The organism is Pigmentiphaga sp. NML080357 (assembly GCF_002188465.1).
GTDB lineage: Bacteria > Pseudomonadota > Gammaproteobacteria > Burkholderiales > Burkholderiaceae_B > Pigmentiphaga.
The window spans coordinates 45958-70775 of the sequence record NZ_NINW01000020.1; the positions used below are offsets into that span (position 1 = coordinate 45958).

30 protein-coding genes and 1 pseudogene are annotated in these 24818 nt (G+C 65.4%); 7 read left to right on the forward strand and 24 right to left on the reverse strand.

Translation table 11 applies throughout. The annotated features are described in order from the left end of the window. The 4 genes from CDO44_RS05140 to CDO44_RS27575 form a co-directional block, all read right to left on the reverse strand. A complete protein-coding gene (locus CDO44_RS05140) occupies nt 1–651 on the reverse strand; it encodes an isoprenylcysteine carboxylmethyltransferase family protein (protein ID WP_003090238.1) in 651 nt (216 codons plus the stop codon). Continuing rightward, nucleotides 648–887 (reverse strand): DUF2933 domain-containing protein, encoded by a 240-nt coding sequence (locus CDO44_RS05145; RefSeq protein WP_003090237.1) that lies wholly within the window; start codon nt 885–887, stop codon nt 648–650. The genes CDO44_RS05140 and CDO44_RS05145 overlap by 4 nt, the downstream gene beginning before the upstream one ends. 11 nt (nt 888–898) lie before the next feature. Continuing rightward, on the reverse strand, nt 899–1300 hold the full coding sequence (locus CDO44_RS05150; RefSeq protein ID WP_003090236.1) for a hypothetical protein: 402 nt from the start codon (nt 1298–1300) through the stop codon (nt 899–901). 154 nt (nt 1301–1454) lie between these two features. Beyond that, nucleotides 1455–1889, reverse strand: a complete 435-nt coding sequence (locus tag CDO44_RS27575; protein ID WP_079279895.1) for a hypothetical protein — start codon at nt 1887–1889, stop codon at nt 1455–1457. 143 nt (nt 1890–2032) lie between these two features. Here CDO44_RS27575 and CDO44_RS05160 point away from each other — a divergent pair, with 143 nt between their 5' ends. After that, complete coding sequence (locus tag CDO44_RS05160; RefSeq protein ID WP_003090234.1) at nt 2033–2455, forward strand: MerR family DNA-binding protein; 423 nt, start codon at nt 2033–2035, stop codon at nt 2453–2455. A gap of 234 nt (nt 2456–2689) precedes the next feature. On the opposite strand, the gene soxR is transcribed toward CDO44_RS05160, so the two are convergent. Then, nucleotides 2690–3022: a redox-sensitive transcriptional activator SoxR gene (gene soxR, locus CDO44_RS05165; protein WP_231909631.1), complete on the reverse strand. Its 333-nt coding sequence runs from the start codon at nt 3020–3022 to the stop codon at nt 2690–2692. On the opposite strand from soxR, the gene CDO44_RS27805 reads away from it, so the two are divergent. The 3 genes from CDO44_RS27805 to CDO44_RS27995 all read left to right on the forward strand — a co-directional run bounded on the left by CDO44_RS27805 (nt 2973) and on the right by CDO44_RS27995 (nt 4450). Beyond that, complete coding sequence (locus CDO44_RS27805) at nt 2973–3170, forward strand: hypothetical protein (RefSeq protein ID WP_023108461.1); 198 nt, start codon at nt 2973–2975, stop codon at nt 3168–3170. The genes soxR and CDO44_RS27805 overlap by 50 nt on opposite strands. 73 nt (nt 3171–3243) lie before the next feature. After that, the gene (locus CDO44_RS05170; RefSeq protein WP_158213205.1) at nt 3244–4155 is read left to right on the forward strand and encodes an NAD(P)H-binding protein; all 912 of its coding nucleotides are present in this window, start codon (nt 3244–3246) and stop codon (nt 4153–4155) included. A gap of 73 nt (nt 4156–4228) precedes the next feature. Then, complete coding sequence (locus CDO44_RS27995) at nt 4229–4450, forward strand: MerR family DNA-binding transcriptional regulator (RefSeq protein WP_099459023.1); 222 nt, start codon at nt 4229–4231, stop codon at nt 4448–4450. Here the strand turns inward: CDO44_RS27995 and mobH are convergent. Next, nucleotides 4432–6249, reverse strand: coding sequence for a MobH family relaxase (gene mobH, locus CDO44_RS05180; protein WP_031687146.1), 1818 nt, complete (start codon nt 6247–6249; stop codon nt 4432–4434). The genes CDO44_RS27995 and mobH overlap by 19 nt on opposite strands. A gap of 299 nt (nt 6250–6548) precedes the next feature. Here mobH and CDO44_RS05185 point away from each other — a divergent pair, with 299 nt between their 5' ends. The 3 genes from CDO44_RS05185 to CDO44_RS05195 are packed head-to-tail and all read left to right on the forward strand — an operon-like array spanning nt 6549 to nt 7728. Next, nucleotides 6549–6866, forward strand: a complete 318-nt coding sequence (locus tag CDO44_RS05185) for a type II toxin-antitoxin system PrlF family antitoxin (RefSeq protein ID WP_023098543.1) — start codon at nt 6549–6551, stop codon at nt 6864–6866. Next, nucleotides 6866–7324, forward strand: a complete 459-nt coding sequence (locus CDO44_RS05190; RefSeq protein ID WP_009518525.1) for a type II toxin-antitoxin system YhaV family toxin — start codon at nt 6866–6868, stop codon at nt 7322–7324. Before CDO44_RS05185 ends, CDO44_RS05190 begins: the two co-directional genes overlap by 1 nt. Nucleotides 7325–7350: 26 nt before the next feature. Then, a complete protein-coding gene (locus CDO44_RS05195; RefSeq protein ID WP_087779345.1) occupies nt 7351–7728 on the forward strand; it encodes a DUF3742 family protein in 378 nt (125 codons plus the stop codon). 15 nt (nt 7729–7743) lie between these two features. Here CDO44_RS05195 and CDO44_RS05200 read toward each other — a convergent pair whose 3' ends face one another. The 18 genes and pseudogenes from CDO44_RS05200 to traD all read right to left on the reverse strand — a co-directional run bounded on the left by CDO44_RS05200 (nt 7744) and on the right by traD (nt 24815). Further along, the gene (locus CDO44_RS05200) at nt 7744–9261 is read right to left on the reverse strand and encodes a conjugal transfer protein TraG N-terminal domain-containing protein (RefSeq protein ID WP_013391811.1); all 1518 of its coding nucleotides are present in this window, start codon (nt 9259–9261) and stop codon (nt 7744–7746) included. Nucleotides 9262–9274: 13 nt separating this feature from the next. After that, nucleotides 9275–9646: a hypothetical protein gene (locus tag CDO44_RS05205; protein ID WP_013391810.1), complete on the reverse strand. Its 372-nt coding sequence runs from the start codon at nt 9644–9646 to the stop codon at nt 9275–9277. Continuing rightward, nucleotides 9643–11037, reverse strand: a complete 1395-nt coding sequence (locus CDO44_RS05210) for an integrating conjugative element protein (protein ID WP_013391809.1) — start codon at nt 11035–11037, stop codon at nt 9643–9645. The genes CDO44_RS05205 and CDO44_RS05210 overlap by 4 nt, the downstream gene beginning before the upstream one ends. Nucleotides 11038–11046: 9 nt before the next feature. Further along, nucleotides 11047–11997, reverse strand: coding sequence for a TIGR03756 family integrating conjugative element protein (locus CDO44_RS05215; protein ID WP_003116802.1), 951 nt, complete (start codon nt 11995–11997; stop codon nt 11047–11049). Then, a complete protein-coding gene (locus tag CDO44_RS05220; protein ID WP_003116803.1) occupies nt 11994–12440 on the reverse strand; it encodes a TIGR03757 family integrating conjugative element protein in 447 nt (148 codons plus the stop codon). Before CDO44_RS05220 ends, CDO44_RS05215 begins: the two co-directional genes overlap by 4 nt. A 163-nt stretch (nt 12441–12603) precedes the next feature. After that, nucleotides 12604–13098 (reverse strand): JAB domain-containing protein, encoded by a 495-nt coding sequence (locus CDO44_RS05225; protein ID WP_003116804.1) that lies wholly within the window; start codon nt 13096–13098, stop codon nt 12604–12606. A 175-nt stretch (nt 13099–13273) separates the two neighbouring features. Further along, complete coding sequence (locus CDO44_RS05230; protein ID WP_003116805.1) at nt 13274–14038, reverse strand: thioredoxin domain-containing protein; 765 nt, start codon at nt 14036–14038, stop codon at nt 13274–13276. A gap of 13 nt (nt 14039–14051) precedes the next feature. After that, nucleotides 14052–16947: pseudogene (locus CDO44_RS05235) on the reverse strand (conjugative transfer ATPase). Next, the gene (locus tag CDO44_RS05240; RefSeq protein WP_003116807.1) at nt 16947–17396 is read right to left on the reverse strand and encodes a TIGR03751 family conjugal transfer lipoprotein; all 450 of its coding nucleotides are present in this window, start codon (nt 17394–17396) and stop codon (nt 16947–16949) included. Before CDO44_RS05240 ends, CDO44_RS05235 begins: the two are co-directional and overlap by 1 nt. Beyond that, on the reverse strand, nt 17377–18795 hold the full coding sequence (locus tag CDO44_RS05245; protein WP_003116808.1) for a TIGR03752 family integrating conjugative element protein: 1419 nt from the start codon (nt 18793–18795) through the stop codon (nt 17377–17379). The genes CDO44_RS05240 and CDO44_RS05245 overlap by 20 nt, the downstream gene beginning before the upstream one ends. Beyond that, complete coding sequence (locus tag CDO44_RS05250; RefSeq protein WP_003116809.1) at nt 18785–19696, reverse strand: TIGR03749 family integrating conjugative element protein; 912 nt, start codon at nt 19694–19696, stop codon at nt 18785–18787. The genes CDO44_RS05245 and CDO44_RS05250 overlap by 11 nt, the downstream gene beginning before the upstream one ends. Next, nucleotides 19693–20385, reverse strand: a complete 693-nt coding sequence (locus tag CDO44_RS05255; RefSeq protein ID WP_003116810.1) for a PFL_4703 family integrating conjugative element protein — start codon at nt 20383–20385, stop codon at nt 19693–19695. The genes CDO44_RS05250 and CDO44_RS05255 overlap by 4 nt, the downstream gene beginning before the upstream one ends. Next, nucleotides 20382–20780, reverse strand: a complete 399-nt coding sequence (locus tag CDO44_RS05260) for a TIGR03750 family conjugal transfer protein (protein ID WP_003050133.1) — start codon at nt 20778–20780, stop codon at nt 20382–20384. The genes CDO44_RS05255 and CDO44_RS05260 overlap by 4 nt, the downstream gene beginning before the upstream one ends. Nucleotides 20781–20791: 11 nt before the next feature. Then, nucleotides 20792–21151: a TIGR03745 family integrating conjugative element membrane protein gene (locus CDO44_RS05265; RefSeq protein WP_003090173.1), complete on the reverse strand. Its 360-nt coding sequence runs from the start codon at nt 21149–21151 to the stop codon at nt 20792–20794. A 16-nt stretch (nt 21152–21167) separates the two neighbouring features. Further along, nucleotides 21168–21401 carry a TIGR03758 family integrating conjugative element protein gene (locus CDO44_RS05270; RefSeq protein WP_003050225.1) on the reverse strand — a complete coding sequence of 78 codons (234 nt, stop codon included), beginning with the start codon at nt 21399–21401 and terminating at the stop codon, nt 21168–21170. Beyond that, nucleotides 21398–21781: an RAQPRD family integrative conjugative element protein gene (locus CDO44_RS05275; protein ID WP_013391806.1), complete on the reverse strand. Its 384-nt coding sequence runs from the start codon at nt 21779–21781 to the stop codon at nt 21398–21400. The genes CDO44_RS05270 and CDO44_RS05275 overlap by 4 nt, the downstream gene beginning before the upstream one ends. A gap of 98 nt (nt 21782–21879) precedes the next feature. Beyond that, the gene (locus CDO44_RS05280; RefSeq protein WP_013391805.1) at nt 21880–22629 is read right to left on the reverse strand and encodes a TIGR03747 family integrating conjugative element membrane protein; all 750 of its coding nucleotides are present in this window, start codon (nt 22627–22629) and stop codon (nt 21880–21882) included. Continuing rightward, on the reverse strand, nt 22626–24815 hold the full coding sequence (traD, locus tag CDO44_RS05285) for a type IV conjugative transfer system coupling protein TraD (protein ID WP_013391804.1): 2190 nt from the start codon (nt 24813–24815) through the stop codon (nt 22626–22628). Before traD ends, CDO44_RS05280 begins: the two co-directional genes overlap by 4 nt. Nucleotides 24816–24818: the final 3 nt, after the last annotated feature.

Genomic DNA, 24818 nt, shown 5'->3' on the forward strand with positions numbered 1-24818 from the left:
TCAGCCTCGCTGGCGCGTGTCCGAGAGGGAGGGAAGGAAGCGCGGCGTGCGCGCGGCATAGGCGTCGAACTCGGCGCCGAACTGCTTGCGCATGTCCTTCTCCTCGTTGACAGCCAGCCTCGAATACATCACGACGAGGAAGGGGAACATCAGCAGCGTCAACAGCGTCGGCCACTGCAGCAGAAAGCCGAAAAGGATCGCCACGAAGGCCACATACTGCGGGTGCCGAATCCTGGCGTATGGGCCGCTCACGGCAAGTTGGGCGTGCCGTTGCGCGTGGTAGAGCACCGTCCAGGCGCTCGACAGAAGCCAGAAGCCGCCCCCGATGAAGATGTAGCTCGCGATATGAAGCGGGCTGAAGTGAGGGTCGCCGCTCTCGCCCAGCAGGGTCGACCAGAGATGGCCGCTGTTGTGCGACAGCAAGTCCAGACTGGGATACTTGGTCTGAAGCCAGCCGGACAGCACGTACAGCGTCAGCGGAAAGCCGTACATCTCGACGAACAAGGCAACAATGAACGCTGCGAATGTCCCGAAGGTTCTCCAGTCGCGCGAGGTCTGCGGTTTGAAGAAGCTGAAGGCGAACATGATGAAGACCGCCGAGTTCACGAGGACGAGCAGCCAAAGCCCATAAGCGGGCGCATCGTGGTTCATTTGCGCTCTCCCGGGTACGGTGGATTCGCCTTGCTACCGTCGCCTGGTACGGCATGGCGATGCATCAGCACATGAGCGATGACGCAAGTCGCCAGGAGGACCAGTGGCAGCGCGGCCAGGTAGTGCCCGCGGTGTTCCGTCAGCAGCATGTAGATGCTCACGGCCAGGAAGACCAGAAAGCCCAGGAACCATCGCGAGCGCGAAAACCTTGGACCGGTGCGGTGAGAAGTTGTCATGGTCGTCCTCCTCACTTCGCCGGCTCAGGCATCCGGTCCATCATCATCTGCATCATGGACTGGCACATGTCCATGCGCATTTCGAGCATTTGCTGCCGCTCAGCTGTCGGCGCCGACTCGGCTCCATCCTTCATTGCGCCCATCATCGCCATGCCAGCCCGCATGGCCTGCATGTGTTCGGCCATGAGCGCCTTGCGCTGCGCAGGCGTCTTCGCAGCCACCATCCGTTCGTGCATGGCCTGCATCGACTTCAGTTGCGCATCCATGCCCTCGGTGGTCGGCGCCCTTGGCGTCTCGGCCGCGGTCGGACTCGCACCTGCGGGGTGATGGGCCTGATGGTTGTCCTGCGCGAACGCAGACAAGGTGACCAGTGCGGCGCCAACGATGGCCGCGATCGAATGCGTGAATTTCATTTCTCTCTCCTTTAGCCGCGGGTGCCTGCCATTGGGGCGAAACCGATGTCGCCGCAAGCGGACAAAGCCCTATGAAAACTCCGTAGTCGGGTACAGAGTCAAGGCTTATGAGTTGTGCGCCGGGTGTGACCGACACGGCAACTCAAAGGAGGCGCTACAGCGCGAGACGCTCGAACAGCAGCCACGACGGCCGCTTGGGAGGTGGTCGCTGGTGACCCCTCGACGGGATGGCTCGCAGAGCCAACGTCGGAGCCAGCAGCTGGTCTCCATAGGCGGGAGGCGCCAAACCGACGAGGTCGAACGCAAAGGTTGGTGCTTTCTGAATGGCGGACTGGTTGACGTCGCCGCAGAGCTTCAGGCACGGGGCCTTCGACGGGTCGTGGGAACCTTCTTCGTGCTCACCATGGAGGCCTTCATGATTTCCATGCCCGGACGATGGGACATGCTCATACCCGACAGCATGCCGATGTTGCTGCGGAGACTCCAGAAGGCAGGCATTGGCCACCCCGGCCCCGAGCGCAAACAGCCATACCCCGAGCACCATCCACGCGATGGCGCGAATCCTGCGGTGGTTGAGAAGTGTGCGCATGTGCGGCCTATTGACCCATTGACACCTGTGATTCTATTCCCAACTGAGCTGCGGGAAATTGATTTGGATCAAATGGAGGCAAGGGTCAACTACGCGGTACTGCGTTATTCTGTGTTGCTCGTGAATAGACAGTGGATCGCTCGATGAACGAAGGTTTGGGTGATTGGATGACGGTTGGCAGGCTGGCGAAGGTCGCTGGCGTCGGCGTGGAGACAATCCGCTACTACCAGGGACGCGGCCTGTTGCCGATCCCGAAGAACGCCGGCAGCTTCCGGCGCTACCCCGCTTCGATGATCCAGCGGATCGGCTTCATCAAGCGCGCTCAGAGCCTTGGGTTCTCGCTGGACGAGGTGAAGTCGCTCTTGGATCTGGAGGATGGGCGGAATCGCCGGGCTATTCAGACGGTGACACGGCGGCGCCTTGACCAGATCGATGAGAAGGTTGGCGACCTTCAGCGCATGCGAGGCGCTCTGAGAGACATGCTGGAGAGGTGCGAAGACACGGGAGAGGCGCTTCCTTGCCCTATCATTGCTGCGCTCATGGGGCCTTTGAATACGTCCGAATGATTGCGCGCTGTGAGGAACAGACGAGACCCAAGGAAAGCGAACGAGGCCTGTCGCACTTCGTTGGTAATGGTCGTGCGGACTGTTCGCTGCACAAAAATGCCGAATGAATTTTCAGCAATCTCACGGCCGACTTAGACGACGTGAACTGCGGCGGTCGGCGTAGCGGATACATCGCCCTACGTCGACCCTGCCGGCGCGATCCACTCAGTCGACTGTCAATCTCACAAGTCCCGCCTATTCTCGCTCAAGGATACGCGCACCGGGCCCCTGGCCCGCGAGTATGTCGCCCGGATTACGCAACGGGCACTCTTTGAGAGAGAGACAACCGCACCCGATACATCCCCCGAGTTCGTCCCGCAGCCGCATCAACTGCGTAATGCGGTCGTCAAGGTCTTCACGCCACCTAGACGCCACACGGCGCCAATGCGCAGCAATCAGATGAACGCCCGGCTGATACTGCCCGAGAGCGTCGAGCACTTCGTCCAGCGATAGTCCGGCCCGCTGCGCGACTTTGACGATGGCCAGATACCTCAAGATATGGGGCGCGGTGCTGGGGGCACTGATCATGGCGTGCGCCGGTGCGACGGTGCTACTCAACGGCGAGCCCGGCCGCGTGCTGGCGCCCTCGATCGTGCTGGCAATGTGTGTGCTCGCCGGCCTGCTGCACGATGGCGCCCGCACCGTTGGATCCGTTCAGGAGGAAGCTCGACCATGAACGAGCGCAGCCCGCGCATCGCGGCAATCGCATTTCTGCGCAGCCGGCACACTCCGCCAGGGGGAGCCATCCGGTGACCCGGTTGCTTTCTCCGTGCCTGCTGGTTGCCGGTGCCCATGATCCGCTCGGCCGGCGCGTCGTCGAACTGCTGCTGCGCCGCGATGAAACGGAGGTCATCGCCACCAGCCGCCAACCAGTGCACCTTGTGGATCTGGCTGCCCGTGGGGCGCGTATTCGCGGCGCGGATCCCGACGATGCAGCGTCCCTGGATGCCGCCTTCACCGGCGCACACCGCCTGCTGCTCCTGCCGGGCGCTGCCGACGGCTCGTGGTCGCGGCGTCGCCAACTGCAGGCCATGATCGATGCCGCAGCGCGCGTCGGCGTCCGCACCGTGGTGTACGCGGCCCAGATCGAAGTGTTCGACCCCTCGCTGATGACTGTAGCGCGGGAATGCGAGACGGTGGCACAGGCATGCGAGGCTCGCAACCTAGCCTTGTCAGTCTTGCGGGTGAGTTGGCCTATGGAGCGATTGTTTCCGCGGATCATCCTGGCGCTTCGGTGCGGGAAATGGTTTAGCTCAGCGCCGCAAGGCAGACTGCCTTACGTGGCGGGCGAGGACGTGGCGCGCACCGCTGCGGCGGTACTGCGGGCGGCCCCTGTTCCGCCCGGAGAGCTGGCGATCACCGGCCCGCAGGCTCTCACCGCCGAGGCGCTGGTGAACAGCATCAATATCATCTTCGGAGCCAGCATCGACCTGGTGCCCGTCAGTGAGGAAGCCCTGGCGCTGCATCTGCAGGTCTCGGGCTTTCCGAAATCCACGGTGCGAGAGGCGCTGATCATCGAAGAGGTGTCCAAACGCGGGCTGGCGCCGTTCTCCGACGGTGTCATCGAGCAGATGACCGGTCAGCCGCCGCGCAGCATCGAGGCGGTGCTGGTCGAACACCGCCTCGATTTGCTGTTGTCCACCAGCACCCCCCGGCTTTGAGACGAGTCGACTTCTTCGACTCTAGAGGCTGCAGGCGTGCTTGCTGCAGTACATGATCCACGCCGAGACGATGATGAAACAACGATCTGTACGAACAGCCACCCCGACGACGGTGGTCGCCAAGCCTTTTGCCACGGAACGTGTGCCAATTGTTGGCGACGTCGCCAGCCTCGGCGGCGTAACCGTGTCCAACGTTCGTTTCTATGAAGCAGAGAGGTTGATCCATGCTACACGCACGGCAGGCAACCAGTGCCTCTATGGGCCCGTATCTAGCACCTATGCCAGTTTCAAGTAGGGATTGTTCGGTGGCCGCTCATCGAACAGTTGGCCAGGGTCATCGAGTAAGTAGCCATGCAGCTTGCGCGACTTGCGCGGGCCGGTGACCTCGCAGGTCCAGATGTTCAAGCTGCTGGGCTGCTTGCGATGGACCTGCAGCTTCTCGAAGCGCTTCTGGACCCATTGCCAGTCGACAACGGCATCCTGCTTGGCGAGTGCTGGAACTTGAGGATGCTCCTGGACATAGCGCTGAAACACCCCAGGGCTTACCAGGAACACCGTGTCGTCCACGGTATGCACCAGTGCCTTGGCATCGTTGAGAATCAGCTTTCGGCTCTGCAAGCCATGCCTAAGCCAGCCCATGAAGTGCTCGCCCGAAGGCTGCTGTGTCGATGCCGAAGATTTAGACGCTGGCACAGGCAGTACCAGCGAACTCGTTGCGAAGGCCGGGACGGGCTCTGCATCCTGTCGCGTCGCAAGGAGGTGTCCGGAGCCCACCATCGCCAGCATGTCTTCCATGACGTCAGGCAGGGGCTGAACTGCGGGCGGTGAAGCCAAGTTAGCGGGGCTGCTGCCTTCCCAAGGTGGCGTCGTCTGTTCTTCCAAGACAGGCTTCGCGGCAGTCATAGGCGGGGCAGCCTCCGAGCCAGCATCCTTCTCGATTGCCGCAGCGTCGATTGCCACCGTGCCGGTAAACGATGCTGGCCGTTCGCCAGCTTCCCAGATCAGCGCGGGAGCTAGACGCAGCAGGGTAAATGAGTGGGACCAGCCGGTCGCACTGGTCACGGTCGCGCGCCAGACCGCCTTCCCGTCCGACGTCGGCTGCAATATGCCGTGGTCCTGAAGCACGTTGAACACCGCAGTGTTGTTCGTAGGGATGCCATCGATGCCCTCTGACAGCAGGTGCGCACGTAGCTTGTCCGAAACCGTCTTGCTCACCAGCCACAAGGCGTCCTCGGTGAGCCAGCCATCGGAGGCTTCGGGCTGGTTCAGCTTCAACTCTTCCTTGAGCAGGTAGCGCAACCCGTCCAGCAGCTTGCGTTGCAGCGCGTGCTTGGGGGCGGCCATAGCGCGCGCGGGATCGCCTCCCAACTCTTGGGCCACGGAAGCGCGGTCGGCCTGTACGACAAGTTCGCCCAGCACGCCGGCGTGCTCGTACTGGCCGGCCAGGACGTAGAGCAGCGGTCCCCACAGGTCGGGATAGCCACTGAGCCAGTCCAGGGCATCACGGTCGAGGAGTTGGCGGTAGAGCAAACCTGTCGCAGCGCTGTGGAGCCGATATTCTCGATCGTCGCGGTAGCGGAAGCGGTATGGCTGGTGCAGCGGGCCGTGCCAGGGGTGCCACAGCGAGCCGTCGGCCAGTTCGACGTGCAGATCGACGGCGATCTTGCCGATGTCGTGCAGCAGCGCGGCATAAGCGACTGCGGCAGTCCAGGCTTCAGACTGCGCCGCCTGGTCTTCGGGACTGGCGCCAATGGGCAGCAGATGGGACTGCCGCAGCTTCAGGCTGTAGGCGACGATTTCCAGGCCGTGGTCGAGCATGCCGCCGGGGTAAGCGTGATGATGCGCCTCGGAAGCCGGGAAAGCCTGGACCAGCTCGGCGTAGCGTTCCAGTGGCGCCCGGTACAAGGTGGCGAACTGCTTACGTGAGAGCGACGTGCGCTGCCAGATGTGCTCCAGCAGTTTCTGCCGGCGCGGGGTGGCCAGCAGCGATGCGGCCGACTCGGGCCGCATCAACCCTTTCGGGAGGTCGGATGCGGGAGGTGGCGTCGGAGCGGTAGCGACCGCGGGCCGTTTTCGCTGGAACAGAGAGAGCATGCGGATGTCCTGTCGCGGGCCGAGCGGGGTGCCTTTTTGCCTTTTCGAGGTAGGGCCATTCCCCTTGCAACCCATTCCCTCGCCATTTCGACCCTTTACAGCCTTTGGGTATAGGGCGACGGGTGCTGACCGTCCACCGCCAATGCGGGTTGCGGAAGGGCCGTATTGATACAGGAAGGCTGGCTGTTCACGCCCTACGATGGGCCGATTCTTGGACTCGGGAGAACGCTGTGAGGCCTCAGATTGACAAAGTAAGGAAATTTCCTTACCATGCAGGTATCGCAATCAGGAGAGTCGCCATGCCTGCCATCCACGAAGTCGCCACGCTGACCTCTAAAGGCCAGATCACGCTGCCCAAGCCCATCCGGCAGGCGCTCGGCGTCGATGCCGGCGGCAAGCTCGCGTTCGATCTGCGGGGCAGCGAAGTCGTCGTCACCCGTGTTGATGCCGAGCACGAGGACCCCGCCATTGGCGCGTTTCTGAGCCTGCTGGCCCGCGACATCGAAGCTGGCCGGAACGTCCGGGGCCTGCCCGAGGATCTGGCGCGCGCCATGCTGGAGCATGCTGGCCACGGTGTGAACCTGGACGAGGAGATCGACGGGAAAGTGGAACTCTGATGCAACGGCATGGCTGGACGCTGCTCTTCCACGACTGCGTGATCGAGCAGTTGCAGAAACTGCATGCGGCCGCGAGGCGCGCGCAGGAGAATGACCCGGCGGGCTTCGAGTCCAATGCCAACGTCAAGCTCTTCCGGGCCCTGAGCCAGTTGATGTTGGATGTGGTGCCAGGCGATCCGGCACGCGACGAGTACCGCCAGGGCAACACCTTGGGACCTGCCCACCGCCACTGGCGAAGGGCCAAGATCGGACGGCGGTTCCGGCTGTTCTTCCGGTACGACTCGAAGGCGAAGGTCATTGTGTACGCCTGGGTCAACGATGAACAGACCCTGCGGTCTTCGGGTAGCAAATCGGACCCGTATGTCGTGTTCGAGAAGATGCTCGGACGCGGGAACCCACCAGACGACTGGCACGCGCTGATACAGGCAAGCAAGCAGGATTGGAGCAAACTGGAATAGGCATCCCTCAGTAGCAGGAGACGACCATGAACACCACGACACGCATCAGCACCGCAGAACGCCTCGGCCGCACCTTGGGTCGCGGATGGCGTGCCTACGTGCGCGGCGAACGCCGGGCATCGAGTTGGTTGGTGTCCAAGGGGGGGGCGGCGGCCGGTGCCACCGCGCTCGTGTGGGTGGTCAAGCTGGTTGCGCTCGGGGTGCTGCTGTACACCACCTTCTGGCTGGCGGTGTTGCTACTGCTGGGCGTTGCGGCGGTATGGATGGCTGGCAATTCGGCTAGAGATGAAGACCGCTGGACGCAACAGGATGAATTGCGCAATGGCGAGGCGGGCTTTGGCCTGTATTCTTCCAATGGCCAGCGGCTCGACCCTCACGACCCGAACGATCCGTTCGATGACTGAGGTTTGGCCTGTTTGTCACAGAACCTTGCCGGCTACCTTGTTTACACCTGACCCGGCGCTATCACGCGCTTCCTTGGAGCCGACAGCAAGGTTCTGAGCAATCACCCCAGCCTTAACTCCGACCCACCCCAAAGCAGCGACCCAAAACGTCGGCAGGACCAGAAACATCGTGCCTGTGACGAACATCAGGAGCATGTCGCCGAAGGCGTTGTTCAGCCCCACCAGCGGGTCGAAGTTGGTGTGCGGCCGGTTCCAGCCGAACCCCCAGCCATAAAGTGCGTCCAGGATCGTCGAATCGATCCAGCGCGCAAGCTGAAACCAGAAATCCGTGAAGAACAGCGCGAACTGCACGACGCTGACCGTGACGACCGTCTTCAAGTCATAGGTGCCCACGACCAGCACGAGCGGGATGCAGATTACCAATGCCATCTTGAGCAAGGCGAGCACCATCGGCAGCGCCTGCCGCACGACGTCCATCGCGGGAAACGAGGCAATCGCGCCAACTGCCATTCCAACGTCTCCCGTAGCCCGCGTCACGATGTTTGGCAAGGTCTTGTCGATCTGGCCGCCGTAGTCGGTATAGACGCTGCCTTGGTTCAGCTTCTGCTGCCGCGGTGACGCGATCGCGCGGATCACCGAATTGTCCACCTCGGCCCGGCTCAGGAAGCCAGCCCAGCCCGCCAGGCGATTGAGCAGGCTCGGGTCCACCTGTCCCAGCAGCCGTGCCCGCAGGCCATTGCTGCCATCAGCCCACCATTGCCTGCAGGTCGGGTAGCCACCGCCACTGGATACCTGGGCCAGCCCAGCGTCGCGGTTGCTGTCATAGGGCCAGTCATCGCGCGGCGTGCTGGAGCGATACGTGTCGTAGTACCCGTTCGTGTCGGTGAAGAACCGCGATCCGATCCAGGTCACGTCGTGCATCTGCTGCTCATCAAGTTGAGGGCGCTGCATGAACAATTTGGCCCGTGCAGGCCCATAGCAATCCCGAGAGAAATCCGCTACTTCCTGAGCCAGCACCGGATCATCGATGCGCGTGGCGTCGATCTCCATGCGCATCTGCCGCAGGTCCGTGCCGCACGGGATTGCCGCCACCGAAGCGCCCGTGACGGCGCGCGAGAGCGCGTGCATGAACGCCCACCACACCGGCACCTTCGCCGACTGGTTGTTGATGGTGCTGAAGGACTGCGACCAGCCGGTATCCGCGGGCTGCGCCACGCTGACCTGGCACTGGGCCGAGCGCGAGCTGTCGTACTGGATGGTGTTTAGGTCCACGTCGATGAACGGAATGCCGGCGAACATCACCACCACGATGGCGACGAAGACCCGGTTCTCGATGCGGGCGGCGCTCAGCACGCCTTTATTGCCCTCGTCGGCGCCTTCAGCACGAGCTTTCAACCACTCCTGCACGACGATGGCGACGAAAGGCAGCGCGAATACCCCGCTGGATACGAGGGCCGCCCAGATGCCGTTGTTGACGATCCAGGAAACGAGTGTGAGGTAGTACTCCAGGTAGTCGGTCGTGAAAAGCGTCATGGCCTCGATCCCCTCAAGCGGCCTGCATCAACAAGCTGGCTTCCAGCACGACGATGGCGACGACGCCCGCGATCTCGCTGCGCATCAGGCGGCGCCGTGCCTGCCCATCTGCCCCGTCCTGGTCTTCGCGCGCCAGCAGCCGGCGGCGCATCCAGAGCCACCCGTAAACCGTGGCCCCGTACAGACACAGCCGCCACACGAAGAAGTAGCCCGATGCGGCCGCGAGCCACCGCTCCCATCCGGCCACGCTGCCGACCAGGTAGATGCCGGCGATGTTGGCACCCACCGCAGCGGCGACGAGCACCACCGCCCACAGCAGCGCCGTCGCCGCGCGCCGGCTGAAGAGCCAGCGCAAGGGGCGCCAGGCCATGCGCTCCGCGTTCATGGCCTGGCTCCGGGATTGCCCTTCTGCAACTGGTCAAGGCGGTCGGGTACCGGATCGCCCTCGTAGATGCCGCGCGAGCCGGCCGCCCGCGTGCCGTGGCGCTGGATGATGGCCATCGGCGAGTTGTTCGCCAGTTCGCGCCGCAGCTCCAATTCCGTCTTCAGGTTGCGGATCTCCCGGTCGAGCGTGTCGCTCTCATGGTTCACGGCCTGCACCGCAAGTTCGTTGGCTGCGACGTTGGGCTCCTTCTTGCCCGTGAGCAGCGTGCGTTGGAGCAGGAGCGCCTTCTCCAGCACCGATGACAGCGCCACTTCGGACGCGAGGCGCCGCGCCAGCAGGTCCTGGTCCGGCTCGTCGCGCAGCGCCTCGATCACGCCGCGGGTGATCGGCAGCGACGTGCTGCCGGCCTCGCGCAAGTTCTCGAAGGTGGTATTACGCGTGCCGGAAACCAGCTCCTGCAAGACCTCCAGCTTGGCTTCGTACTCCTCCTGGATCAGCGGCGTCAGCCCGACGCCGGGCACCGTCTCGGTCTTAGTGCAGGAGTCGCACGTGCGCTGCACCTGCTCTCCGAGGGCGCGCGTGGCCCATTCGGTCGCCTGCTGCGGCGACGTCCAGGTCTGGCAGGACAGGCTCGCGCAACTGGTGGACGCGATGGAGGAGGTGTCCGTCACGCCGCGACCGTTGACCAGGTTGTAGCCCGCGCGGGTGACGTCGCCGACCACCCGGATGGCGGACTGGCCCGCGCCACCGGCATTGCTGCCGCCCACCCAGGGCACGCCGTCGTTGCCGCGGCGCGTCTCGGCCTGTTCGACGGCCGATACGGCATCGTTGCTGCCAACCGCGTCACGCAGGGCCATGCCTTCGGCCATCTGGCTCCAGCCAAGCTGGCCACCCGCCGTCTCGGCCATCTTCTCCGCCATGGCGCGGCACGTCAGCTTGGAGCGGTCGAAGTCCAGCCGCGCCTGCAGCACGCCGTTAGTCAGCAGGTTGTACAGGCCCGGATCGGCGCGCTGAATGATCAGCGCCGGCAGCGATGCAACCGCGCTGGTCGCGCTCTGGATCACGTTGCTCATGATCTGCTGAAAGCCGTTCGTGATGCCGTTAAGCTGATTGCGCAGCGTGGTCTGGATGCTCATGTCGCCGCAGATCAGGTTGCTGTTCCACCCCACGCCGACCCCGATGGAACGCATGCCGGCCGCGCGGCCCATGGACACCGCACTGCCACCGCCGATCGAGTACATGACGTCATCGCCGAGGACGGGGCCGCTGTTCTGGTATCCGACCTGCGCCCACGCCATGCCGCAGACCAGAGCGAGCGTGCCGGCCAGCGCCGTCGGGCGCAGCAGGCGGCACGCCTTGGCGGAAAGGTTCATCGGTTCAGGACGCTTCATCGTGGCACCTCAGAGGAAATCGACGCTGCCCAGGAACACCTGACCGCGGCGTTCGCAGCACGCATAGGGACGCCACAGCGCCCAGGCGTAGTCGCCTTGCTGGGCCTGGGTCAGCGTGCCGCTGTGCGGGAACACCACGCAGGTGTTGGACAGGCGCGGCGTCAGCTCCTGCCACTTGCCCGTAGAGGCATCACCCTCCATCAGCTCGCCGGCCGGCCAGTAGCCGTCGCGGGCGTTGGCAAGCAGCGGCTGGTACACGTGGATCTGCCCGCGGCGCGTGACGACATCGCCCGCGCGCTGGGCCACCACAGCCCCGGATTTTTGGTCGTCGGTCTGGTGCAGGAAGCCGCCGCGCGGATAGACGTTGCCCCAGAGATTCATCGTGGTGCGCGCACCGACCTCGCGCATGCCCGGAATCAACGCCTCCGGGTAGGCCATTTCAGGCACGTTGTAGCGCCAAGCCAGCGTGTCCAGCGTGCTGAGTAGATACGGCATGAAGGCCGTGCCCGCGCCTTGGCAGAAATAGCCCGACGACGATGCGAACTGGTTGAATACCTCGCCGCCAGGATGGCCGATGACATCGCTGTTCTTGAATTTGGCGAGGTTGTTTTCGTGGTCTTCGTTCGTGGTCCCATCCCCACCTGCCTGTGCGGATGGGTTGGGCGTGCTCATCGCCTGCACTTCGACCCAGGGGTTCTCCCCGGTGTTGCTGTAGCTGGAGACGACCGCATCGGGCACGTAGTGCCGGACCTTGGTGGACGTGCGCACCGTGCAGCCCGTCCAGGTGCAGTAGAGCCAGTAGCAGATGCCCACCACCCGGTATTCCAGGCAGTCCGGCGACATGACGGAGGACACGATGGTGGCGGTGTTCAGGGCGTAGCTGCCGGTGGCGCTGACCAACAGCAGCGAGGCCACGGCGACGCGCAGGCGGCGCAGCAAGTCGAATGGGCGATGGGTCACGGCTGCGTCCTCCGGTACTGCTCGATGCGGGACACCGCCCGGGCCACGTCCGGCTCGCCATAGACCACATAGCGTTGATCTACCACGACGGCCGGGATGGCGGCGACGCCCAGGCTCCATGCATCGGCGACGCCCTGGTAGGCGGTGCCGATGCGGCGCTGAAGATCGGTGCCGCCTTGGTTCAGTCGTTGCCGGACGATGGCTGCTGCCCGCTCGGGGTCGGCCGGCAGATCCGCGGAAAGCTCGGCCTCGATCCGGGGCGCTTCGTCCAACTCGATCAGCCGCTCGCCGCCGGCGGTCTTGACCGGGTGGCGGCTGTCGGTGACGACCACCACGTCGGCGGCGAAGGTGGCCGGGCTGAACACGGCCAGAGATGCCGGCAGCGCCACGGCCAGGCCAAGGGTTCGCCAGCCTGGTGCGAACCGGGTAAAAGCTGCTGGCATGTCATGCGCCCCGGAAGTTGATCAGGGCCATAGTCAAACGCCGAACCCCACGCGGCCCCAACAAACAATGCGCATCGCGGCCACCCCGCATACCTGCTTGCGTCGCTGCGAAGAAAAAGCGGAGGCCGAAGCCTCCGCGCTGATCAACGAAGCAGTGCAACCTTTACAGCAGGCCGGACTCCGCAAAGGAGAACGGGGCACCCTGGCCGACGATGATGTGGTCCAGTACCCGCACATCGATGAGCGCCAGCGCGACCTGCAGTTGCTGGGTCAGCATGCGATCCGCGCTCGACGGTTCGGAGATGCCCGAGGGGTGCTGGTGGCTGAAGACCACCGCGGCGGCATTCAACTCCAGCACACGCTGCGCGACGACACGCGGATAGACCGATGTCGAGTTGATCGTGCCCCTGAACAACGGCTCGTAGGCCAGCACCTGGTGCATGCTGTCCAGGAACACAGCGGCGAATATCTCATTGGGCTCAGCGACCAGTTTCAGACGCAGGTAGTCCCGCACAGCGGCCGGTCGGCTGAGGCACGGTCCAGCTTTGAAGATCCGTCTCTCCAGCAGCACGATGGCTTGCTGGATGATCCAGTCCTCGTGTTGGGTAGCGATGGCGGAAAGCGACTCCAGGTAGGAGTCATTGACGACGAAAGACATGGCGAACCTCCAGACGGTGAGATCGGAGGGCGCGCGCCCTGGGAGGGCAAGCCCTCCTGGGGAACGAACAAGGTGCATCCATCACCGCGGTAGCGGTGATCGTTCGCGGCCAGGACGCGAGGCGAACGGGTTGCGGTCAGCGCAGCGGACTGCGCCGTAGCCTTGAAGACCGGGGCTACCTGGGCATGTCGCCGACGACGTCGGCAGGCATTTCCGATGTGGGTGTGGTGGCGGGATCGCCGGCGGCGAGCATGTCCATGGCTGACAGCAAGGCATCGCCCTCGATCGGACCCTGCAGCAGGATCGCCTTGCCGCTTTCGCGATCGTGCAGCCGCAGCGACGGCGTGGCGGTCACGCCGCTGTTCGTGGCTTCCGCAGTTTGGGTACGAATCGCCGCGTCGGGCCGCTCGCTCGCGATGCACTGCTCGATGGCTGGCGTCAGGTCGGGGTAGCGCAGGTCCTCGGGCAAGCCCTGGCCGTCGCTGCGCGTGTGGGCATATACCCACTCGACGGCTTGCCAGAAGGTGGCATGCCCGCCGGCTTCGCCGGCGCATTCCGCCAGACGCGCTTCGGCAGAAGCGGCCGGTTCATGTGCGGCCAACGGCAGGTGGTGCCATTGCAAGGCCACGTCGGCATTGCCGGCCACCCAACGTTTGAGCACAGGGAAATAGGACCGGCAGAACGGGCATTCGAGGTCCGCGTACAGCGTCAGTGTGAAACGACCTTCCGGATTGCCCATCTGCCACGGAGGCCCTGCCACCTGTGTCTCGCTGACTGGCGCCGAAGTCTGAGGTGTGGACCCGCCTGGCGAACGGGACACGAGCCAGATCAGCAGCAGCGCAACCAGCACTGCAGCCAACGCCCACGGCCAGCGGGTCCCCCAGCGCCGACGGCGGAACGCCTGCACCTGCATCGGGATGGAAGGATGTTTGTGTTCCATGGCGTTCTCCGGCTTACGACAGTTCCAAGGCGGGCGACTCGATGCCGCGTGCCTGGTCGATCTTCTCGGCCACCTTGAAGGCGGCTTCCAGCTCGGTGCAGCCGTATTGCTGCATGAGCTGGTAGCGCTCGGCCTTCTCCTCGGGTTCGGTCTGCGCAAGCGCGAGGTAAAGGCTCGGCGGCACCGCGCGGAACAACACTTCCATCGACTTCGACAGGATCACGCCCTCGGTGAATTTCCCCCCCCTCCTTGCGCGCAGAAAGCATCAGCGCTTTCTGCGCTGGTGAGAGTTCACGGAAGCGTGCAATCTTCTCGACCTCATCGGGCGGCATCGACAGGCAGATCCACCACTCAATCATGTTGAGCATGGGCTCTGCGGCACGCGGCAGGTCGTCGATGTTCTGGGTCGCCAGCCAGAACCAGGCGCCCAATTTGCGCCACATCTTGGTAATTTTCACGACGTAGGGCGCGAGCAACGGGTTCTTCGTGATGATGTGGCCTTCGTCGGTCACATTGATGATCGGACGACCCAGGTACTGGTCGCGCTCGGCGATGTTGTTCACCGTGCTGATCAGGCTGATGTAGGCGATGGAGAGCTGCGCGTTGTAGCCCTCGCGGGCATAGGTCGCCAGATCCACCAGCGTGATGTCGGCCTCGGGCCACGGCGTGCCATCGCGGTCGAACATCTCGCCATCGGTGCCTTGGCAGAACATGTCCATCGCGTCCGCCATCTCCAGCAGCCGCATGCGCCGCATCTCGGGAAGCGTCGAGTCCTGACCGCGGGCGCGCAGCGCGTTGCGCACGTCGCGAGTGAGCACCGTGCGCTTCTCAGCCACGCAGTGTTCGGCGGCGTCGAGGATGCACTGGCGGATCAGCGAACGGTCGGCCCGCGTCATCCGGGCTTCCTCCTTGTCCTCGCCGCCGGTGATCATCAGCCGTGCCGTGATCTCCAACTCGCCCAACACGTCACGCTGTTCGTCTGCCTCCATGACCGAGGCATCCGGTGGCAGGTCTTCGTCCAACGCATCGGCATCGAGCGTCTGCACGTCGCTGGGTGTTTCGATCAGCCGGCGGGCATCCGCGAACGGTGCCAGGCTGATGCCCGATCCGGGGGCCAGCTTGACCCGGTTCACCGTCAGGCCCAGGCGCCTGGCGAAGTCGCTGAACAGCCCGAAGCTGTTGCCGGCTTCCACGATGAAGAGGCGCGGCCGGTAGATGGCCGTGACCTGGTTCAGCAGGTTGTTGAGCGTGGCGCTCTTGCCCGAGCCGGTGGGGCCGAACAGGAATAGATGGGCATTCATCTGCCTGTCTAAGCGGTTCAGCGGATCAAACGTGATCGGCCCGCCACCGCGGTTGAAGAACGTGTTGCCCGGATGGCCCGTACCCTGGCTGCGACCCCACGCCGGCGAGAGATTCGCCACATGCTGGGCGAACATCAGTTGGGTGAACCAGTTTCGCCGATCCTGCGCGGGGTTGTAGCAGCACGGTAGCCAGCGCAGATAGCTGTTGAGCGGCGCGACTTCATCGTCCTCGCGAACGGGCTGCAACCCCGCGTTGAGCATCACGTTGGCGAGGTCCAGACCGCGCCGGTCAAGCTCGGCTTCGTCGCGTCCGCGCAGATAGAAGGCCAGCGTGCCGCGGTAGAGTTTGTGCGCGCTGCCGATGAGCGAGCGCGCCTCCTGCACGTCCTTGAGCGTCTGCTCCGATGCCAGTGTTTCGCCGACTGCCTTCTTCGCCAGGTGGTTCAGGTGCGATTCGAGAATGTCCTGGGGCGTCGCCACCATGGTCAGACACATCGTCGTGTCCTCGGGCATCTGATCGAACAGCGTGTTGATCGCATCGCCCTTGCGGGTTTCGCCAGTCAGGTGTCCCGTTCCGGGCGGCATGCGCAGCCGGTCAGTGACCAACACACGGTGCGGTATGCCGTCGAAGTGCCAGGTGCCATGCTCCACGTCCGAGCGTGGCTGGCTGAAGAAAAGCCGCTGGCTAAAATCCCGCCCGCTCGCCAGTTCGATCTCGCCAGCCTCGGTGTCGGCGGGGTAGCGCGCGAACGCATAGAAGCGCTCCCGGTCCTCGACCCCAGGCCCGAGCAGCGTCGGACGCGGGTTGAACCAGCGCAGCAGCCAGTCATGGACGTCTGCCGCACCCAGGCGGCGAGCCTGGATGCCGGCGTTCGCCAGCCCGCCGCACAGGCGGTCGCAGACGATGTTCAGCATCTGCTCGGGTGTCTGGCCCCGGCGGTTTGCCTGGCCCTGTCCTTGTCCGGTCACGCGGCGATAGACGACCATGCGCACACGCCTCGTCTGGCCGCGCCAGCGCAAGCGTGTGACCACCGTGTCCTGGAACAAGCCACCGGGCTTGGCCACCGCGCGCAGATGGTGGGCAAAGAACCGCAGGTAGAACTCCGTGAACACCGTGCCACGGGCGCGCGGCTGCACGTAGTCGCGCAACGTCTGCATGTACTGGTCGAAGCTCGGTTCGTCCTGGGCGTAGAGCTGCAACACCCAGGGGTTCTCGTCCAGTTCATCGAAGCTGTCCTGGAGCGCGTTTTCTAAGGCGTCGCGGGCGTGCGCGAGCCAGCCGGGTTCCCGGCCCTCGGTCCCCAGCGGCACCAGCTCGAAGAAGGCGGCCACCGATTGGCCGTCCTCCAGGAGCATCGATTTCGACTCGGGCAAGAACTCCACCCAGGGCAGCAGTTCCACGAAGGACGGTGCGACGTCGTACAGCGCCTGCTCGTCGGCCTCCGTCGCCGGCTTGCGGCCCCGGACTGCCGAGCCGGGTTCGGGGATGCCGACCTGCCGCAAGGCCTCGACGTGGCGCTGCCAGCCGTCCGGCTGCTCATCATCACCAGCGCCGGATGCGGCCAGCTTCGGCGCGGCCGGCTTAGGCCAGGGAAGTTTCCACCGCATCAGTAGGCCTCCACGCGCTCGCCTGGCATGGCGTACTGGATGCGCTGGTTGAGCGGGAAGACCGTCGTGTAGCCCGGCACCGGCACGGGGTCCGTGCCCGCCAGGTGCGGATACACGTACATGACGAGATCGGGATTGGGCAGACGCTGGAACTGGCGGTGGACCTCATTGCGCGCGGTGCGCGTGTAGCGCATCTGCTCGACGGGTGCGACCTGCACGTCGGCGTCGGTCAGGGGCCGACGCAGGCTCTGGCGCGCATCGAGCAGCTGGCGGCCGGCGTTCCGTCCGGCTGCGCCACCGCCGTCGCCGGCCTCCTGCTGCCAGATGTCCATCATCGTGCGGTCACCGTGGGTCAGCAGCTTTTCCTTGCTGGTGGCGCAGCCGCCAAGCACCGCGACGGCGAGGGCCAGTGCCAGGCCACGGGCCAGGTTAGTCAAGTTCGAGTGCATGGCTTTCTCCTGCGCGGTGATCGACCTTGCGGCCTTCGGGATCGAAGTCGATGGCGAGCGGCTTTTCGAGGTGGACGGCAACCTTGGCGCCGGGCTGGACATAGACGGCGGCGAACGCCTGGCCGTACAACTTGTTGACCCAGGCCGACATGTCCCGCACGCCGCCCGCCAGAATCTGGCCGACCGCTTCCTGGCCGGTGATGCCCACGGTGCCGATGGAGCCGTCCGAGCCGACATAGGACATGCGGCCGCTGTCGCTCTCGATGAGTGAGGCCACACCGGCGCCGGCCGCGGTGATCAGGGCCTGCGAGCCGAGGTATTGCTGGGCGTTGCTGCGCCGCTCGCCGCTGACGCAAGGAATGCCGTGGGGATCGCTGATCCAGCCCAAGCCATCGCGCTGTTGGTTGTTCTGCTGGTTGCCCTCGCGGTCTTCGGGGATCGTGCGAATCGTGCCGTCGTGGAAGACGAACGTGATGCTGCGCACCTGGCCGCGCACGCACGAGAGCGTCCAGTCGCCCGAAGCGGTGCCGCTGAACACGGCGCCGGCCACGTCGGGAATGTCGATGCCATTGGCGGTCAGGTTGTCCGGCCCGACCAGAACTTTGAACGGATAGGGATCGTTGACCGTGCCGTCGATCGGCACGCGGCCGATCAGCGCTGTCATGGCGACCGAACCCATGAGCGTGGAGTTGGTCGGCACGGTGTAGACCGGCTTGGCACTCTTGACCCCGGCGGCGCGGGCGCCCGCGTTGGCCACGGTTTCCGCAGTGGTTTCGAGCGTGCTCTGCGCCGGGCCGAAGCTCGTGGGGAAGCTCATGCCGCCGCTCGCGCCACGCCCCCCGTTGCGCCCCTCGGCGGGCTTTGCGTCGTCCGGCTCGACCCACCGCACGCCGCCCTCCATGCCTGCCTCGTCGCCGCCCTGCAGCCCCAGGCCCACGGGCAGGTCCGCATGGCCGCCGCCGCGCCCGCCGATGCTGTCCAGACGCCGCTGCAGGTCGGCGAGCAGCCCTTCGGTCTGCTGGCGCGCGCTGGCCGCCTGCTCTTGGTCGCGGCGCAGGTTGGACCGCTCGGATTCGAGCGCCGAGTTGATGCGCTGGTCGATGGAGTTCTCGCGCTGGCGCAGTCGCTGGTTCTCTTCACGCTGCGACTTGTTGTCCGAGAGCGCGGTCTGAAGCTCGGTGCGCAACTGCTTCACTTGGGCAACGAGCGTCGCCACGGTGTCGCGCGGGGTGTCGCCTTCGATGCCCAGCGCCTTCATTTCATCGGGCGTGAGCTGGGCGCCGTTGTCCGCCGCGGGTGGCGCCGTGCTGCCTCCACCCGAGAACAGCCGGATACCGACGAACAGCACCAGGATGGCAACAGGGATCATCAGCCACTTGAGCAGGCCGTTACTGCGCATGGCGGGCCTCCTTGGTGTTCTCGTCGCCGTCCGGCTGCGGCAGATGCACGGCCGGGTCGAAGCGGTGAATCGCCGGCAGCAGCGACTGCGCGAGACCGCGGCCGCGCGTGACCAGGTACAGGACGGTCGTGTCCTCGGGCGTGCCGCGCGGGCCCAGCGCCTCGTGCTGGAAGGTGGCGGTGAGGAAATCGCCTTGCAGCACGCGCGGGTCGAGCGTGATCCAGCCGCCGCTGCCGTTGGTTAGGCGCACGGCAGTGACCCACTGGTCCTCCAGGCGCCACGACGCGAGTGCGACCGCGCGCACGGGCAGCGTTGGCATCAGTGTGTCCAGGTCGAGGTCGCGGGGCAGGTTGACCCGCATGACGCCCGGAAGCGGCTCGACGGTGCGCAGCGGTGCGTAGAGGTTCTGCGCGGCGAAGCGCGTCAGCACGACAGGGACCGGAGTTTCGCGCCGCGCGGTCCGCGCACCTGCTTGGCCCTGGGCGCGTGCCGGGGCCTCGGCACTGTCGGCCTGCTCGCCATAGCGTCCCGGTGCGCTGTCACCCTCGACGATGCGCACCGGCTCCAGCTCGGCTTCCCCGTCCTTGGGTGGTTCGGCTGCGATGTCCAGCAGGATCAGCGCGCCCGTGTCGGCGTCCTGCAGTTGCAACCGCGTGGGCTCGATCGGCTCGCTGGCGCGCAGGTACACCGCGCCCCCCGCACTCTGCACGCGCAGGCGTTCGCCCACGCCCGCGGGCACGCCCACGCGCACGTTGCGGTCGATGAACACGATGCGTTCCTGACCGACCTTCAGCGGCACTGCCAGTGGCATGCGTTCCCAGCGCAGGATTTCCACTGCATGGGCGACGGGTGCCGCGGCCACGGCCAGTAGCCCCAGCAGCGCGAGTACAGGGTGCTTCATGGGGTGTTTCCTCCTTGAGGCGCTTGCGGAGACAGGCCACTCGGCGCCGGGCGCGTCGGCTCCGGTGCACTGATGCGCTGGGGCGCGCCGTCGTAGCAGTCCAGCGCCAGGCCGAACGGGTTACGGGCGGGATCGACGTCCACCCGCGTGACCTTGATCGGATAGCGCACCAGGGCGCGCTTGACCTGCTCGGCGCCGTAGTACTCGTCCGCCGTGATGTCCAGCGTCACCACCCAGTCGCGATCGGACACGGTGCGCACGCGCGCCGTGGGGTCGTCGCCATAGCCGCGGCCGGGAATCTCGTAGATGCCGCGCACGCGCTGACGCAGCTCGCCCGTGGAGCGGCGGTAGTCATAGTCCGCCCGCAGGAAGGCCTGGCAGGACGGGGTGAGGTACGGCGAGAGCGTGTGGAGGTTGCGCGAGTAGTCTTCCTCGCCATTGGTTGGCCAGCGGTTCAGCGTCTGGAACACGTAGAACGTGAACGCATAGACCGATTCGGGCGGCACTTCCCACCACTTGCGGGTACTGCCAGAGCGCAGGTCGGGCGGGACGTGGATGGTCAGGTCGCGCGGCGCGCTCCACCAGCCGCCGCCCATGACCAGGGCGACGACGACCAGCGCGCCCGCGGCCAGCCGCAAGGTCTTGATGTGCGCCTGCAGGTGGGTGATCTCGTTTTTGAAGCGGCTCATCGCATGCTCCTGCGGGTGGACCAGAAGCCCGAGCGCGAGATCAGCACATGGCCACCCACCCAGCCGGCCATCAGCGGATGGCGCGTGGCGATGCGCCATTGCAGTTGCCGATACAGCCAGGTGTCGGGACGCCCACGCTTGAGGCGGCGCAGGATGCCGCCGCCGATGAAGACGCCGAGCGCCACGCCCAGGACGACGAAGGTCGGCGCCAGCGCGATCGTGCGGAACACCCAGGACAGCGGCGCGCCGACCAGCAGGCCGGCGGCACCGGACAGGCCGCAGCAAATCCAGAGTTCGTCAGCGGTGAGGCCGCGCACCACAACGGGATGGCGGTTGAGCCGGTGCGGAAGGAAGGTGACCGTTCCGTCCGCACGGACGTGCTGCTGCTCGGACATACCGGCCTCGCTTACAGGATGCCGGTGGCTTCGGTGAGCAGCCAGATGCCGATCACAAGCAGCACGGCGCCGATAGCGACCGTGAGGCCGAACTGGCCCCACGTCTTGCGGCCGGTGTGGATCTCCGCGTAGGTCCCGTAGGCGTGGTAGCAGACGCCGATGAACATCGACGCCACCACCAGCAGGGCCACGAGCATGATGATGTCGTAGCCGTAGTTGCGGATCGTCTCCATGATGCCGTTGCCGGTGCCGCGCGTGGGGTTCTCCAATTGCGGCAGACCTTGCGCGAACGACAGCGCCGGCAGCGCGGCGGCGCCCAGGGCCACGGCGGCGCGCTGGGCAAAACGGGAAGTGAGGTTGCGGTTGTGCATGGTCGGGCCTTTCAGGTCAGGACAGAAGGAAGAAACTCAGGACGAGGTACATCGCGACGAAGCGGATGCAGACGCCGAGGAACTGGCGCTGGTTGAGGCGGCTCTCGGACCACCCCACGTAGGCCGTTCGGATGGCCCAGACGCCCCACACGAGCAGGACCGCGAACACGACGCCGACCAGAACGGTCGCCATCGCGGAAGGCGCGATACCGCTGTTGGCTTGAAATGCCGAGACCTGGGCGCCGTTCATTGCTTGCCCTCCGCAGTCGTCGCCGGCAGCGGCTCGGTCGCCCGTTCGGTGCGGTATTCGCCGGCCAGTTCGGAGGGGGCGCGCGGTTGAGCGCGCGATGGCGTCAGGTGAAATTGGATGCCGGCGCGCACGCGCGCCAAGTCAGCCTGGAGCCGCGGGTAATCGAAGTGGTAGCGCTCGCCCGGTGTGATGGGGGTATGCGCGGCGCTGTCCGCGACGGTGCGTTCCAGCGCGTCGAGCTGGCGCAGCGCGGCGACCAACTCCTGGCGCTGCGCCGGGGACTCGGCCAAGGCCATCGGGGACCGGCCCAGCACGAGGGCCGTCACGAGAAAAGTGGGCACGCCGCGATGCGCGGCGCGCAGCCAGATCGAAGCCAACATCGCGCCATTCCTGTGTGATCAGCAATGGGTTGATCGTGGAGATCAGGGCTGTTTCAGGCCGCAAACAATAGGAACCCGGAAGCGACCGGATTGATGGCCTAGAGGTACTTTTTGAAGCTGCCCGCGGTCAGGCTCACGGCCAGTCCCAGCAAGGCTGCGCTGGGCAGCAGGATCAGCAGCGGATGCACCGAGATCGGCAGCGCGAGGTAGGTGATCCAGGGCAGCACGGCCAGCGGCATCAGGCTCGCTTTCGCGCGGTGGTAGATGAAGCCGGATTCCCGGCCCGCGCCGAACCGCCGCACGTCCCGCCGCACCAGGCCGTCGATCAGGCCGACGAATGCCGCAGTGAGGATCAGCGGCAGCGTGAGCACCAGGACCAGCAGGCGCACGAGGAACGTGAGCGTCGTGAAGGCCGCGGCGATCAGGTAGCTCTCGGCCCAGACATAGGCCTGGCTGATGTAATAGCGGAAGTTGCGCGTCGGCTCGCGGCTGGGCGCACGGGCGCGCTCGGCGGTCTGGCTCATGCGCTCCAGCAACCCCGAGCGCACGAACACCCACCCGTACCCGGTATCCACCAGCTCGTGCGCCGTGCGCCCGGGCTCCTGCACCACCACGCTGCGCGTGAAGTGGTTCGACAGGTGCCCGAGTTCGTACTGCAGCATCTGCTGGGAGTGGCGCCAGCCCTGGTCCTTCCAGAACAGGTGCATGCCGACGCACTCCACCACGATCGAGAACAGCAGCGAACCGATCAGCACCCCGAGCAGCCTGAACGGCAAGGTGATGGTGCCGACGATCAGCCCCTGGCGCTGGTTCTGCTCCCGCTGCGCGGTCGAGGCGGCATCCTTCATGGTGCGGCCTCGCCGGTGCTGTCGTCGGCGCCGGTGGCCACCGCGTCAGGCTCGGCCGGAGCGGCGTCATCCAGCAGGTCGTCGGGCAAGGCAGCCTCCTGCAAGGCTGGGGAACTGGTGAACTCCCACCATTGCGTGGCCTCGCTGTAGCTCTGACGCATGTACCCAGCCAGTTGCTGCAAGTCCGCCGGCATCACTTCATCGGGGTCAGGCGCTGGCAGTGGCATCCGGACCTTCCAGAGCTGACCACCCTGCAGCAGCGCGAAGCATTGGCCTTTGGGCAGGCCGACGACGTGGGATGGCTCGATCATCGGCACGCTCGACATGCTGATGCGGTCTTGCGTGTTGCTGGTGAAGTCCGTCGTCCCGCGGATGTCCGAGGCATCGGTCGCGCCGGAGACGATGGTGGTGGTATAGACCTCCACCTTGGGCAATTGACGGGTCAACAATTCCGCGGTGGCGGTTTCCCGAACCCGCAGCATGAACAGGTTGTTGAAGTTGCCGATCACCTGGCCGGCCTTCGCGCGGTTGCCGATGCGGGCCTCGATGTCCGAGAGCGTCTGCGTATACGCGGTCACCTGCAGCCCGGCACCGCCGCCCTTGTTGATAAGGGGGATGAACTCGTCGCCCATCAGTTCGTTGAACTCGTCGGCATGGACGTTGATGGGAATGCGCGTGCCAGCCGAGGCACCCGGCAGGCCGTCGTCGATCCCGTGCTTGTAGATGTGCCCGGCTACCGACACCAGGTCGGAGAACATGGAGTTGCCGACCGCCGCGGCGACTTCAGCATCCGACAGCGCATCCAGGCCGACATAGACCACGGCGCGCTTCCTGATGACTTGCATCCAGTCGAAGATCGGGCGCGCGTCAGACAGGTCGGAGTAATTCGGCGCCAGGAGTTGGGCGATCTTGCCGCTGGTGAGCTTTTCCAGCAGCGGCAGCAGCGATGCAACGATCTTGTCGAAGTAGGTCTTGTCGTAGCGCACCGCCGAGCGCAGGCCATCGAGCACAGGGTCGTAGTTGCGCGCCTGGGAGAGGTATTGCTCCAGCGCCACCACACGCTTCTCGCGCCCGATCATGTTCCTTGGGATGTTCTTCTCGTTGAGCTTGGCCTCGATCTGGACGATCACCTCCCAGGTCTTGGGCTCGGTCTTGGCGAAGTAGTGTTGGGCGTACTCCATGAACAGCGCGTCGATGTTGATTACGTGCCGCTGGATCAGCATGTAGTCCGGGCGCTGCCCCAGTTCCACCAATGCGCGCGCAATGATGTTGACGAAGCGCCATGCGAACTCGCGGAACGCTGCACTGTTGCCCTCGCCGGAGAGTTGCCCGGCAATGCGCGTGGCGACTTCACTGATGCGTCCGAAGCGCCCCACCGCGTTGTAGCGTGCAGAGAACTCGGGCCAGCCGAGGTGAAAGACGTAGAACTCGCCCTCGCGACCCGCTCGCTTGGCTTCGACGTACATGCGTTTCAAGAGATCCGCGTCGCCCTTGGGGTCGATGACGATCACGACCTCATGCTCACCGTCTGCATTCGTGCGACGGATGTCCTGGGTGACGAACAACTCGGCCAGCCGCGTCTTCCCCACGCGCGTGGTGCCCAGCACCAGCGAATGGCCGACGCGCTCACCCAGTGGCAGGCTGACGTCGACCTCGTCGGGTTCGATGCCGTGCAATCGCGGCAGGCCGCCTACCGGTGGCAGTGGCCGCACGGGGTTGAATGACACATCCCAGCCCGTGAGCCGTACGAGGCGAGACAGTGGAAACGGTGCGAACTCCAGCCGCTCCTCCAGGCGTCGCGCCAGCCGGTATGCCGGTGTTGGCTCGACGTAGCGGCGAAATTCCGGCCGGTACGTCTGCATCAGCCTGTGGGTGTGCTTCTGTTCCCACAGGAAACCGCGCCCCACGAACAGGCGCTGCTGGCTGACCGGCACGTCCCTGCTCGTCATCACGTAGCGCGGCAGGCGCCGGATGTTGCGGCGGTAGCGCAGGATCACCCGCGCATCGCGGTAGCGGATCGCGCCATAGGCGCCGAACGCCAGTGCGGCACCGACGCCCATGGCTGGGCTCAGCGCGAGCGACCACGGGGCCACCAGGGACAGAAACGCGGCGCCCGCACATGCCGCGACGGTGTATAGCTCCACCGCTGGGCGCAACAGGACTTCGACGGGCTGTTTCCCCGACATGGC